This window comes from Achromobacter veterisilvae (genome assembly GCF_037619525.1).
GTDB classification, from domain to species: domain Bacteria; phylum Pseudomonadota; class Gammaproteobacteria; order Burkholderiales; family Burkholderiaceae_B; genus Achromobacter; species Achromobacter veterisilvae.
Genome location: NZ_CP148753.1, coordinates 1462911 through 1476423, shown reverse-complemented (window position 1 = coordinate 1476423; position 13513 = coordinate 1462911). Strand labels below are relative to the sequence as shown.

Below are 13513 nucleotides of genomic sequence, written 5' to 3'. Positions count from 1 at the left end.
ACTTCCTTATTGGTAGTAGGGTGCTTTCGCGGCCCAGGACGTCGCACAGTCATGCGATCCGTATTCTCCCCTATATGGACAATACGTGCTTGATGACCCCGTTTTCCCGGGTTTTCCGGTGTTTTCGGACGGGCTCACGCCCCCGGCGGCACCGGCGCGAACGGATGGTGCGTCACCCCGCCGCGCCCCGCGATGATGGCGGTGGCTTCGGGAACCGCTTCCCAGGCGCCCGGCATTTCGGTCAAGGGCTCCGACAGCAGCAGGAAGGCATCGTCGTCCAGCGCCGCGATCTGGGGATTGTCGGGGTACAACTGGCGCAGGTGATGCACGCAGGTGTTGTGGAACAAGGTGCGCGAATCGCCCTCGCTGGAGTAGCGCACCGCGATCAGGCGTTCCCCGTCCAGCGCGCAGACCGTCATGTTGATGGGTTGCGCCACCCCGTGCCGCCGGCCCGTCTCCTCCACCGCGCCCACCATGCGGGCCAGCGCGAGGAGCGGGTCTTCCTCCAGGCCGAAACTCAGCGCCAGCAGGAACATCACCTCCGAATCCGTGGACCCTTCCAGCGACCCGAAATACGCGGGCGCGATCATCAGCATCAGGTCGCGCCTGAGCAGCGGATAGTCGCGGATGACGCCGTTGTGCACGAACAGCCACTGCCCGTGCCGGAACGGATGGCAATTGGTCTCCTGCGCCGGCGTGTCGGTGGCGGCGCGGATATGCGCGACGAACAGCGGCGCGTGGATCGCGCGCGCCGCCTCGCGCAGGTTGCGGTCGTTCCAGGCCGGATGCACGCTGCGATAGCGGAACGGCGGCTCCAGGGGCCGGCCATCCGGGGGCCGGCCGTACCAGCCCAGGCCGAAGCCATCGCCATTGGTGGTGGTGGCGCCCAGGCGCGCATGCAGGCTCTGGTCGATCAGGGAGTGCTTGGCTTTGAAAAGCACGCTCTCCATCTGTATGGGACTACCGCTATAGGCCAGCCAACGACACATGACGCGCTCCTTCTTTCCGGCAGGGATTCCGCGCCCGGACGGCGGGACGGGCGCAATCCAGTGTAGGAGCAGCCCGCGAGGTTCCACAAGCGCCCAGGGCGCCTAGGCGGCCCCCCTCGGCGGGCCCCTCTACTTCTTCAGCAGCGCCTTCAGCATGGCCATGCGCTCCTTGGGGTTCATGGCGGCCGTGGCCTCGTCCTCCTGGATGCGGACGTCGCCCAGGCCCATTTCCTCGATGAAACGGGACGGTTCGCGCACGAGGTCCTCGCGCGCGCGGCGCCGGCGCTTGCACCAGCTCAGGTTCAGGCTGCGCTGCGCGCGGGTGATGCCCACGTACATCAGCCGGCGCTCTTCCTGGATGCGCGTCGCCAGGTTTTCCGCCGCGCGCGCCGGGTCGCCGACCTCGTCGTCCTTGCCCAGGTGCGGCAGCAGGCCCTCTTCCACCCCCGCCAGGTACACGTGCGGATACTCCAGCCCCTTGGACGCGTGCAGCGTGGACATCTTCACCGCGTCGGGCTCTTCTTCCTCTCCCCGTTCCAGCATGGTGACCAGCGCCACGTGCTGGACCAGTTCGAAGAGCGTCATGTCGTCTTCCTCGGCCTTGCGCTTGAGCCAGCCGGTCAGTTCCAGCACGTTCTGCCAGCGCGTCTGCGCGGGGCGTTCCTCGAACAGTTCGTACAGGTGGCGCTCGTACTGGATGGCCTCCAGCAGGTCGTCCAGAAGCACGCCCGCGGGCTCGGCGGGTGCCGCGTCCTTGCCGGATGCCGCGCCGCGCCCGGCGCGCCACTGCATGCGGCGGATGAATTCGGCGAAGGTGCGCAGCGGCTCCAGTTGGCGCGGCGCCAACTGGCTTTCCAGGCCGGTTTCCGCCACCGCCGCCAGCAGCGACAGTTCCCGGCCGGCCGCGTACTGGCCCAGCACTTGCAGCGTGGCCTGTCCGATGCCGCGCTTGGGCGTGGTCGCCGCGCGGATGAACGCGGGGTCGTCCTCGTCGTTGGCGATCAGGCGCAGATAGGCCAGCACGTCGCGCACTTCGGCCTTGTCGAAAAAGCTCTGCCCGCCCGAGATCGTGTACGGGATCTTCAGGTTGCGCAGCGCCTGCTCCAGGATGCGCGACTGATGGTTGCTGCGGTACAGGATGGCGAAGTCCTTCCATTGCGCCTGGCGTTCGAAGCGGGCGGCCGATACCTTCACCGCGATGGACTCCGCCTCGTGCTCTTCGCCGTCCATCGCCGACACCAGGATGGGTTCGCCCACGCCCAGGTCGGACCACAGCTTCTTGTCGAACAGCTTGGGGTTCTTCTCGATCACCTGGTTGGCGGCCGCGAGGATGCGCTGGACCGAGCGGTAGTTCTGCTCCAGCTTGATGAGCTTGATGCTGGGATAGTCGGTCGTCAGCTTCGCCAGGTTCTCGATGGTCGCGCCGCGCCAGGCGTAGATGGCCTGGTCGTCGTCGCCCACCGCCGTGAACATGGCGCGCGATCCGGTCAGCAACTGCACCAGGCGGTACTGGCACACGTTGGTGTCCTGGTATTCGTCCACCAGCAGGTAGCGCACGCGGTTCTGCCAGCGGGTGCGGACCTCTTCGTTGCTGGCCAGCAATTGGGCGGGGATGCGGATCAGGTCGTCGAAGTCCACCGCCTGGTAGGCCGCCAGCGTGGCGGCGTAGCTGCGGTACACGTTGACCGCCTCCACGTCGCCCGGCGTGATGGCCTCGCGCGCGGCGTCGTCCGGCTCCATCAGCGCGTTCTTCCACAGCGAGATGATGCCCTGCACGTGGCGCAGCCGCGCCTTGTCGGTCGTGCCCAGCAGTTCCTGGATGATCGCCATGGCATCGTCGGCGTCCAGGATCGAAAACGTGGGCTTCAGGCCCGCATTGCGCGCTTCCTCGCGCAGCATCTTCACGCCCAGCGAATGGAAGGTGCTGATGATCAGCCCCTTGGACAGCTTGCGGTCCACCAGCGTCTTCACGCGCTCGTCCATTTCGCGCGCGGCCTTGTTGGTGAAGGTCAGCGCCACCACGTTGCGGCCCATGTAGCCGCACTCGCGCAGCAGGTACGCGATCTTCTGCGTGATCACCCGCGTCTTGCCGCTGCCGGCGCCGGCCAGCACCAGGCAGGGGCCGTCCAGGTAAAGCACCGCCTCCCTCTGGGCGGGATTCATGCCTAGGCCTATCGGTTCGCTTGCGGACATTTGGGTCGGATAGTCATGCATTGCGGCAGCCGCAATGCGGGCGCGGCCGGCAAGCGCGGGGCTTGCGGCCGCCCGTCAGCGGGCCGGCACAGCGCGAGAAAAAGGGGACGGGCGCGGCCGCCGCGGCGGGTTCGCCGCGCCGGCGCGATAGAGGAGAAAGATCATAGAACAATCGGGCCCAAGACGCATGGAGGGCCGCCGCCGTCAGATTTCCAGCGGATCGACTTCCAGTTGCCAGCGCACGCGGGCCTCGTTGGCCAAATACGGCAGGTGGTGCGACCACGACGCCAGGAACGCCTGCAAGGCCGGCCGGCTGCCGCTTTCCACCAGCAGTTGCGCGCGCTCGATATTGGCCACGCGCACCACGCGCAGGGGCACGGGGTCGTACAGCATGATGGCGTCCAGGCCGGGAAAATCCGCCGCCCACTCGCCCTCGGGCAGGACCCGCGCCCGCTCCAGGAATTCCTGGGCCACCTTCAGCTCGCGCGCTTCGGCGGTCAGCAGCGCCTGGTAGACGAAAGGCGGCAGGCCGGTGCTTTCGCGCTCGTGCAGGGCGTGGCGGGCGAAGCCCGCATAATCGTGCCGCAGCAAGGCCTGGTAGACCGGCTGCTCGGGGTATCCGGTCTGGATCAGCACCTCGCCGTTGCCCTGGTGCCGGCCCGCCCGGCCGGCCACCTGCATCAATTGCGCGAACAGGCGTTCCGGCGCGCGGAAGTCATGCGCGAACAGCATCGAATCCGCGTTCAGCACTCCCACCAGCCCCAGCCGCGCGAAATCGTGGCCCTTGGCCACCATCTGCGTGCCCACCAGGATGTCCACCTCGCCTGCGTGCACCGACGCGAACAGCGCTTCGGCGCTGCCCTTTTTGCGCGTGCTGTCGGCATCGATGCGCAGGATGCGGGCGCCGGGGAACAGTTCGGCCAGGTGCTCTTCCACGCGCTGCGTGCCGCGCCCCATCGGCGCCAGGTCCTGGTCGCCGCATTCCGGGCAGGCGCGCGGCACCGGCGCCTGGTAGCCGCAATGGTGGCATTGCAGGCGGTGGCCGCGGCCTTCGTTGCGGTGCAGGACGGTGAACGCCGTGCAGCGCGGACAATTGCTCACCCAGGCGCAGGACTGGCAATGCAGCACCGGGGAATAGCCGCGCCGGTTCAGGAAGATCAGCGACTGTTCCTTGCGCTCCAGGCGCTGGCCGATGGCCTCCAGCAGTTGCGGCGACATGCCGTGCTTCATTTGCAGCCGGCGCGTGTCCACCAGGCGCATGGACGGCAGGCTGCTGGCGCGCGCGCGCGCCGGCAGGCCCAGCCGCAGGTAGCGGCCGCGCTCGGCGTGCTGCCAGGTTTCCAGCGACGGCGTGGCGGACCCCAGCACCACGGGGATGTCCAGATCGTGCGCGCGCCACACGGCGAGGTCCCGCGCCGAATAGCGCAGGCCGTCCTGCTGTTTGTAGGACGCGTCGTGCTCCTCGTCCACCACGATCAGGCCCAGTTCGCCCAGGGGCGCGAACACCGACATGCGCGTGCCCAGCAGCATGCGCGCCTGGCCGCGCTGGGCGCGGGTCCAGGCTTGCAGGCGCTCGCCGTCGGACAGGCCGCTGTGCATGACGGCCAGCCCGTCCGGCCCGACCAGCGCCTCCAGGCGCGCGCGCAGCGCGCCTTCCAACTGCGGGGTCAGGTTGATCTCGGGCACCATCAGCAGCACCTGGCGGCCGGCTGCCAGCACCTTCTCGGCCGTCCGCAGGTACACCTCGGTCTTGCCGCTGCCGGTCACGCCGTGCAGCAGCACCGGCTTGAACCCGTCCAGGGCGCCGATGGTATCCACGGCGGTTCGCTGGGCGTCGTTGAGCGCCGGCGGCTCGTCGGCGGCGGCCGGCGCCCGCGCCGCCTTGCGCTTGCGCCCATCCAGCCGGGCCACCGGCCCGCCCGCCGAGCGCTTGCCCTGGTAGGCGGTCGGCTTGCGCAGGGGCGGCGGCAGCGTGGGCAGCATCACTTCGCCCAGCGGGCGCTGGTAATAGTCCGCGGCGAAGCGGGCCAGGCGCAGCCAGCCCTCGTCGAAGGGCGGCAGGTCGTCCAGCACCTCTTCGATCGGCCGTATCTGCTTGGGGTCGTAAGACGGCTCGGCCGGGTTGTCCACCACCACGCCGATGAGCTTGCGCCGGCCGAACGGCACGATGACCCGCAAGCCGACCGTCACCGGCGCCTCGCTCCGGTAATCGAAGGGGCCGGGCAGCGGCACGTCCAGCGCCACCCGCACCCAGCAGACCGCCGGGGGAGTCATGGTCGCCTGCGCTTCAGACATGGATGCTTGGACGGTGCATATGGAAGGATGACCCTGGCTGACGCCCTCGCGCGCCTTTCCCGCCTGTGGATAACTTTGGGGAAAAGGCTGGAGCAACATCGGGATTTGGAATAAGGCAAGATTTCGCGAACATGTGAAATCTTGTTGAAAACTCGTATTTCACCTTTAAAAACAGCGACTTACGCAATCTTTCAAGATTGTAAACTAGCTTCTAAAGGGTTTTCCCCGAGAGCAATCTTGCTGTGCACAAGTGCGCGCTGCTCCGGCCCTATGGGCCGAAGCGTCCACTTACTTACCCCCTGAGCGAACGGCTGTGGCGGTGGACTTCATCCACCAATTCGGCTACCGCTTCCGGAGGAGTGAACCGCGAAATGCCATGCCCCAGATTGAAGACATGGCCGCCCTTGCCCACCGGGCCGAAGGCGTCCAGCACGCGCCGCGCTTCCGCGCGGATGGCGGACGCGCCGCCGAACAGGGCCATCGGATCCAGGTTCCCCTGGAAGGCGACGGCATCCCCGGTGCGGCGCCGCGCGGCCGCCAGGTCCACCGTCCAGTCCAGGCCCATGGCGTCGCAGCCGCAGGCGGCGATCTCCTCCAGCCACTGCCCGCCGCCCTTGGTGAACACGATGACGGGCACGCGGCGGCCTTCGTTTTCACGGTTCAGGCCGGCCACCACCTTCCGGGTGTAGGCCAGCGAGAATTGCTGGAACAGGCCGTCGGCGAGCACGCCGCCCCAGCTATCGAACAGCATCACGGCCTGCGCGCCGGCGGCGATCTGCGCGTTCAGGTATTGCAGCGTGGCTTCGGCGTTGATCTCGAGGATGCGGTGCAGCAGGTCGGGACGCGCGTACAGCATCGTCTTGATCAGGCGGTAGTCGTCGCTGCCCTGGCCTTCGACCATGTAGCAGGCGATGGTCCAGGGGCTGCCGGCGAAACCGATCAGCGGCACCTTGCCGTCCAGTTCGCGCCGGATCACGCCCACGGCGTCGAAGACATAGCGCAGCTTGTCCATGTCGGGCACGGCCAGGCGCGCCACGTCTTCCTCGGTGCGCACCGGGCGCGCGAAACGCGGGCCCTCGCCTTCGGCGAAGTCCAGGCCCAGGCCCATGGCGTGCGGCACGGTCAGGATGTCGGAGAACAGGATGGCCGCGTCCAGGTCGAAACGCTCCAGCGGCTGGAGCGTGACTTCCGCGGCGTAGTCCGGGTTCTGGGCAAGACCCATGAACGAACCTGCGCGGGCACGCGTCTGACGGTACTCGGGCAGGTAGCGTCCCGCCTGGCGCATCAGCCAGATGGGGGTGTAGGGCACGGGCTCACGCAGGAGCGAGCGCAAGAACACATCGTTCTTCAAGACGGAAGCAGACACGACTATCCTCGATGATCGGAAGCCGTGATTTTACTTCCCTTGGCCGGCAAGGCGCCGGAACCGCCCGCGGCAGGCTTGCCCAGGCGCAAGCCCGGCGCTCGCGGCGGACGCTGCCGGCGCCAGACGCCGGCCCGGCGCCTCAGTCTTCGCGCGCCTGCGCCGCCTGCCTGTAGGGCGCCGCTTCGATGCCGTGCTTGCGCATCAGCGCCCAGAACGCCCGCCGATGCTTGCTGCAGGCCCGCGCCGCCTGCGCCACGTTGCCGCCGTGGCGCGACAGCGCCAGGCGGATGTAGTCGCGCTCGAAACCGTCCACCACCCGCGCCTTGGCCGCCCTGAAGGATTCCTGCGCGGCGCGCTGGTGTTGATGGCGCAGGCCGGACAAGGCCTGTTCGACCACGTCCGCCGGCACCCGGGGCCGGGACGCGGCGGGCTGCCAGGCGCCGCCGGCGGCCGCGGACCTTGCCGCCGCGGGGTAATCCACCGAGGGTTCCCGCAGGGCCGCCAGCCTGGCGGCGGGCCTGGCCAGGCGGCCCAGCCGCACGCGCATGCTTTCCGGGCAGGCCGGCTGCATCATGAAATCCCAGGCGCCCAGGCCCAGCAAGTCTTCGATGGCGGGCGCCTTCACGTCGTGGACGAACAGCAGGACCGGCGTGTTCAGCGCGGCGCCGGCCTGCTGCAGGGCCATCCGCGTCCAGGCGAGCGACGCGGGCGCCACCGGCAGGATGCAGGCGTCGTAACGCTTGAGCGCCACGGCCAGCCTCGCCAGCGCCTGGACGTCCGGCCCTTCCGGCGCCTGAAGCGCCGCAGCCGTGGCGGCCGCGTAGCGCAGGGGACTGAGGGACACCAGGTGCAGCCGCAGCCGCGTCGCCCGGACGGAATGCCGGCCGACCCAGTCGCGCATGGCCGCCTCATGGCCCGGCGCCAGCAGAACCCCGCAATCCAGGACGTCTCGCACGCTTCCTCCCACGCTTGATTGAGCCAAGCCGAAGGCTACTGGCGCGCGCCGAGCGCCGCTATTCGTACTGAACGCATTGCGGGGGTCCACCGCCCCGCGGGGTAGCGGCCGCCATCATTGACGGCCCGGGACGAAAAAAAGCGGCCCCGGAGGGCCGCTTTTTGAATCCGGGGCGAACCCGGCGGTGAATTGCGCCGCTTAGTGCGAACGGCGCCCTTCGCGCAGCTTGCGCGCCGCGGCGGCTTGGGCAGCCAGCATGGCGAGCTCGGCTTCGACGACGGCGATGTCCGCCTTGTCCTTGGCGTTCGCCAGGGCGTCTTCGGCCTTCTTGCGCGCTTCCAGGGCGCGGGCCTCGTCCAGGTCGGCGGCACGGATGGCCGTGTCGGCCAGAACCGTCACGCTGCCCGGCTGCACTTCCAGAATGCCCCCGGCGACGAAGACGGTTTCCTCGCCCTGGTCGGCACGAACGATCTTGAGCGTTCCGGGGCGGATGCGCGAAATCAGCGGGGTGTGGCCGGGCAGAATGCCCAGCTCACCCGACTCGCCAGGCAGAACCACGAACTTCGCCTCACCGGAGAAGATCGCTTCCTCTGCGCTGACCACATCGACATGCAGGGTAGCCATAGTGGATCCTTATTGCAGTTTCTTGGCCTTCTCGAAGGCCTCGTCAATCGTGCCGACCATGTAGAAGGCCTGCTCGGGCAGCGAATCGCATTCGCCGTCGACGATCATCTTGAAGCCGCGGATGGTTTCGGCCAGCGGCACGTACTTGCCGGGCGAGCCCGTGAACACTTCGGCCACGTGGAACGGCTGCGACAGGAAGCGCTGGATCTTGCGCGCGCGGGCCACGGCCTGCTTGTCTTCCGGCGACAGTTCGTCCATGCCCAGAATCGCGATGATGTCGCGCAGTTCCTTGTAGCGCTGCAGCGTTTGCTGCACGCCACGGGCCACGCCGTAGTGCTCTTCGCCCACGACTTGCGGGTCGAGCTGGCGGCTGGACGAATCCAGCGGATCCACGGCCGGGTAGATACCCAGGGCGGCGATGTCACGCGACAGCACGACGGTCGAGTCCAAATGCTGGAAGGTCGTGGCGGGCGACGGGTCGGTCAAGTCGTCGGCAGGCACGTACACGGCCTGGATCGACGTGATCGAGCCGGTCTTGGTCGAGGTGATGCGCTCTTGCAGAACGCCCATTTCCTCGGCCAGCGTGGGCTGGTAGCCCACCGCCGACGGCATGCGGCCCAGCAGCGCGGACACTTCGGTGCCGGCCAGGGTGTAACGGTAGATGTTGTCGACGAAGAACAGGATGTCGCGGCCTTCGTCGCGGAACTTCTCGGCCATCGTCAGGCCGGTCAGCGCCACGCGCAGACGGTTGCCCGGGGGTTCGTTCATCTGGCCGAACACCATCGCGACCTTGTCCAGAACGTTCGACTCTTCCATTTCGTGGTAGAAGTCGTTGCCTTCGCGGGTACGCTCACCCACGCCGGCGAACACCGACAGACCGCTGTGCTGCTTGGCGATGTTGTTGATCAGTTCCATCATGTTGACGGTCTTGCCCACGCCGGCGCCGCCGAACAGGCCGACCTTGCCGCCCTTGGCGAACGGGCAGACCAGATCGATAACCTTGATGCCGGTTTCCAGCAGTTCCACCGAAGGCGACAGTTCGTCGAACTTCGGGGCGGCCTGGTGAATCGCGCGCTTTTCGTCGGACTTGATGGGGCCGGCTTCGTCGATCGGGCGACCCAGCACGTCCATGATGCGGCCCAGCGTGCCGTGGCCGACGGGCACCGAGATCGGGGCGCCGGTACGGGCTACGCCCATGCCGCGGCGCAGGCCGTCGCTCGAACCCAGGGCGATGGTGCGCACCACGCCGTCGCCGAGCTGTTGTTGCACTTCCAGCGTCAGACCCTTTTCGGCGAACGAGGAACCCTCGTCGGCCAGGGTGAGCGCTTCGTAGATCTTGGGCATATCATCGCGGGGGAACTGAATGTCCACCACGGCGCCGATGCACTGAACGATGGTTCCGTTGCTCATGTCGATTCCTTGATATTTTGACGGGATACTGCCTGGCTTACACCGCGGCAGCGCCCCCTACGATTTCCGAAATTTCCTTGGTGATCGCGGCCTGGCGGGTCTTGTTATAGACCAACTGGAGGTCGCCGATGACCTTCTTGGCGTTGTCCGACGCCGCCTTCATGGCGACCATACGAGCGGACTGTTCCGAGGCCATGTTCTCGGCCACGGCCTGGTACAGAAGGCCTTCGACGTAGCGCTGGAGCAGGTCGTCGATCACGCTCTTGGCGTCCGGTTCGTAGATATAGTCCCAGCTATAGTCAGACTTGACCTCGGACGTCTGGGCCAGGGATTCCGCGCCGGACTGGAAGGGATCATCCAAACCGGAAGCCAGCGGCAGCAGGCGCAGGAACACCGGCTCCTGCTTCATCGTGTTGATGAAGCGGGTGGTCGCCACGTAAAGCGCATCGATGCGGCCTTCGAGGTAGTCGTCCAACTGCACCTTGATGGCGCCCAGCAGGCGGTCGAGGTCGGGCTTGTCGCCCAGTTGGACTTCCTGCGACACCAGCTTGGCGCCGATGCGGGTCAACAGGCCGAGGCCCTTGTTGCCGAATGCGGTCGATTGCGCCTTGATGCCCTTGGCCTCGAATTCCTTCAGGCGGGACAGCGTAAGACGGCTGATGTTGGTGTTCAGGCCACCGCACAGGCCCTTGTCGGTGGTGACCAGCACCACGCCCACCGCCTTCACTTCGCGTTCCTGAAGGTAGGGGTGGTTGTATTCCGGGTTGGCCTGCATCAGATGCGCGGCGATCTCGCGCACCTTGGTGGCGTACGGACGGCCCGCGCGCATCCGCTCCTGCGCCTTGCGCATCTTGGATGCGGCGACCATTTCCATCGCCTTGGTGATCTTGCGCGTGTTTTGCACGCTCTTGATCTTGGTTCGGATTTCCTTGATTCCGGGCATTGCGCTTTCCTGTTGAGACGGCTGGCGGGGTCGGCTTGCGCCGCTCCCGCCCTACCGTAGGATGGGCTCGCGCCCATCTACTACGCCAGACCTTGCCTTAAAAAGCACCGTGCTTCTTGAAATCCTGGAGCGCGGCGGCCAGTTCGGCGTCGTCGTCCTTGGACAGTTCCTTGGTGTCTTCGACGCGCTGGATCAAGGCGGCATGCTTGGCCTTGAGATGGTCCTTGAAGGACTTCTCGAAGGACAGCACCTGAGCCACGTCCACGTCGTCGAGGTAGCCGTTGTTCACGGTGTACAGCGACACGGCCAGTTCCCACACCTGCAGCGGCTGGTATTGCGGCTGCTTGAGCAGTTCGACCACGCGCTTGCCGCGCTCGAGCTGGCGACGGGTGGCGTCGTCCAGGTCGGAGGCGAACTGCGCGAAGGCGGCCAGTTCACGGTACTGCGCCAGGTCGGTACGGATACCGCCGGACAGCTTCTTGACGACCTTGGTCTGGGCGGCGCCACCGACGCGCGACACCGAAATACCGGCGTTGATGGCGGGGCGGATACCGGCGTTGAACAGGTCGGTTTCCAGGAAGATCTGGCCGTCGGTGATCGAGATCACGTTGGTCGGAACGAAGGCGGACACGTCGCCGGCTTGCGTTTCGATGATCGGCAGCGCGGTCAGCGAGCCGGTCTTGCCCTTGACGGCGCCGTTGGTGAACTTCTCGACGTACTCTTCGTTCACGCGAGCGGCGCGTTCGAGCAGGCGCGAGTGCAGGTAGAACACGTCGCCCGGGTAGGCTTCGCGGCCCGGCGGACGGCGCAGCAGCAGCGACACCTGGCGGTAGGCCCAGGCTTGCTTGGTCAGGTCGTCATAGACGATCAGGGCGTCTTCGCCGCGATCGCGGAAGTATTCGCCCATCGTGCAGCCGGCGTAGGCGGCCAGGTACTGCATGGCGGCCGAGTCGGAGGCCGAAGCGGCCACGACGATGGTGTATTCCATGGCGCCGTGCTCTTCGAGCTTGCGCACCACGTTGTTGATGGTCGACGCCTTCTGGCCGATGGCGACGTACACGCAGGTGACGTCCTTGCCCTTCTGGCTGATGATGGTGTCGACGGCAACGGCGGTCTTGCCGGTCTGGCGGTCGCCAATGATCAGTTCGCGTTGGCCGCGGCCGATCGGGACCATCGAGTCGATGGCCTTGATACCGGTTTGCAGCGGTTGCGACACCGAGCGGCGGGCGATGACGCCGGGGGCCACTTTCTCGATGATGTCGGTTTCTTTGGCGTTGATCGGGCCCTTGCCGTCGATCGGCAGACCCAGCGTGTTGACCACGCGGCCGCGCAGTTCGGGGCCGACCGGCACTTCGAGAATGCGGCCGGTCGTCTTGACCTGATCGCCTTCCGACACGCCGGTGTAGTCGCCCAGAATCACGGCGCCGACGGAGTCGCGCTCGAGGTTCAGTGCCAGACCGAAAACATTATTGGGGAACTCGAGCATTTCGCCCTGCATCACGTCGGACAAGCCGTGGATGCGGGTAATACCGTCGGTCACGGAGACGACGGTACCTTGGGTACGAACATCAGTCGAAGCGCCCAGGCCCTCGATGCGGCTCTTGAGCAGTTCGCTGATCTCGGAGGGATTGAGTTGCATATTGACTCCTGGAATCCTGTTAGTTGCCTTAAGCGGCGAGCTGATCGCGCATGCGGGCCAACTGGGCTTGTACGGAAGTATCGAGCACCTGGTCACCGACGGCCACGCGCACGCCGCCGATCAGCGACGGATCGACGGTGACGCTGGGCTTGAGCTTGAGGCCGAATTTTTGTTCGAGCGCGGCAACCAGTTCTTGGACCTGGGCATCGCTCATCTCGAACGCGCTGGTGATTTCCGCCTGCGCCGTGCCGTCGTGGCGATTCCGCAGCGCCGCGAATTGCTCGGCGATGTCGGGCAGCAGCAACAGCCGGTCGTTTTCAACCAGCAACGCGATGAAATTGCGGGCGGCTTGCGGCAGTTCGGCCTTGATCAGGCCGGAAAACAGCTCGACGCGCTGCTTGTCGCCCAGACGCGGATCGGCCATGGCCTCGCGCACGTCGGGGTTGGAGGCGACCTGCGACATTTCGCCGACCAGGTCGGACCAGGCCGGCAAGCCGGCCTTGTCGTCGCGCGCCGCGCTGAAGAGCGCCTCAGCGTAGGGCCGGGCAACAGTGGAAAGTTCAGCCATGGCGGTCCCGGATTAAAGCTGCGCGCGAAGCTGGTCGAGCAGCTCGGCGTGTGCGCGGGCGTCAACCTCGCGCTTGAGGATCTGTTCGGCACCCTTCACGGCCAGCGCGGCAACGTCGTCGCGCAGCAGGTCGCGGGCGCGCTGGACTTCCTGCGCGGCGTCCTGGGCAGCCTGCGCCACGATACGGGCGCGCTCGGCTTCCGCTTCGCGGCGGGCCTGCTCGATCAGGGAGGCGGCTTGCTTCTCGGCCTCGATGATGCGGGCGTGGTTTTCGGACTTGGCAGAAGCCTCGATCAGACTGACGCGCGCCTGGGCCTGGGCCAGATCGGCCTTGCCCTTCTCGGCGGCGGCCAGGCCGTCGGCGATTTTTTGGCGGCGCTCGTCCATCGCCTTCGTCAGAGGAGGCCACACGAATTTCATCGTGAACCAGCCCAGAACGAAGAACACGAGCATCTGGAAAATGATCGTCGCGTTCAGATTCACGGTCGTTCCTTTAACACCTTTCGGCTCCGGCCGCTCCAGGAAAGGGGC

The 13513-nt window shown here is 66.8% G+C and carries 11 protein-coding genes; all 11 read right to left on the bottom strand.

The genetic code is table 11. From position 1 onward, the window contains the following. Positions 1-134: 134 nt before the first annotated feature. Positions 135-989, bottom strand: a complete 855-nt coding sequence (locus WHX56_RS06895; RefSeq protein ID WP_287754132.1) for a class II glutamine amidotransferase — start codon at positions 987-989, stop codon at positions 135-137. 129 nt (positions 990-1118) lie between these two features. Continuing rightward, entirely contained in the window at positions 1119-3182 is a 2064-nt protein-coding gene (locus WHX56_RS06890) for a UvrD-helicase domain-containing protein (RefSeq protein ID WP_338880830.1), read from the bottom strand. Positions 3183-3386: 204 nt separating this feature from the next. Next, a complete protein-coding gene (locus WHX56_RS06885) occupies positions 3387-5477 on the bottom strand; it encodes a primosomal protein N' (RefSeq protein WP_338880829.1) in 2091 nt (696 codons plus the stop codon). A gap of 292 nt (positions 5478-5769) precedes the next feature. Next, entirely contained in the window at positions 5770-6843 is a 1074-nt protein-coding gene (gene hemE, locus WHX56_RS06880; RefSeq protein ID WP_129244985.1) for a uroporphyrinogen decarboxylase, read from the bottom strand. A 139-nt stretch (positions 6844-6982) separates the two neighbouring features. Further along, positions 6983-7798: a helix-turn-helix domain-containing protein gene (locus WHX56_RS06875; protein ID WP_338880828.1), complete on the bottom strand. Its 816-nt coding sequence runs from the start codon at positions 7796-7798 to the stop codon at positions 6983-6985. Positions 7799-7996: 198 nt separating this feature from the next. Further along, positions 7997-8422: a F0F1 ATP synthase subunit epsilon gene (locus WHX56_RS06870; RefSeq protein WP_129244983.1), complete on the bottom strand. Its 426-nt coding sequence runs from the start codon at positions 8420-8422 to the stop codon at positions 7997-7999. Positions 8423-8431: 9 nt separating this feature from the next. Further along, positions 8432-9832 carry a F0F1 ATP synthase subunit beta gene (atpD, locus tag WHX56_RS06865; protein ID WP_129244981.1) on the bottom strand — a complete coding sequence of 467 codons (1401 nt, stop codon included), beginning with the start codon at positions 9830-9832 and terminating at the stop codon, positions 8432-8434. Between the two features lie 37 nt (positions 9833-9869). Continuing rightward, entirely contained in the window at positions 9870-10775 is a 906-nt protein-coding gene (atpG, locus tag WHX56_RS06860; RefSeq protein WP_129244979.1) for a F0F1 ATP synthase subunit gamma, read from the bottom strand. 97 nt (positions 10776-10872) lie between these two features. Then, positions 10873-12414, bottom strand: a complete 1542-nt coding sequence (atpA, locus tag WHX56_RS06855) for a F0F1 ATP synthase subunit alpha (RefSeq protein ID WP_129244977.1) — start codon at positions 12412-12414, stop codon at positions 10873-10875. Between the two features lie 28 nt (positions 12415-12442). Further along, entirely contained in the window at positions 12443-12982 is a 540-nt protein-coding gene (locus tag WHX56_RS06850; RefSeq protein WP_129244976.1) for a F0F1 ATP synthase subunit delta, read from the bottom strand. A gap of 12 nt (positions 12983-12994) precedes the next feature. Continuing rightward, complete coding sequence (locus tag WHX56_RS06845; RefSeq protein WP_129244974.1) at positions 12995-13465, bottom strand: F0F1 ATP synthase subunit B; 471 nt, start codon at positions 13463-13465, stop codon at positions 12995-12997. Positions 13466-13513 lie beyond the last annotated feature (48 nt).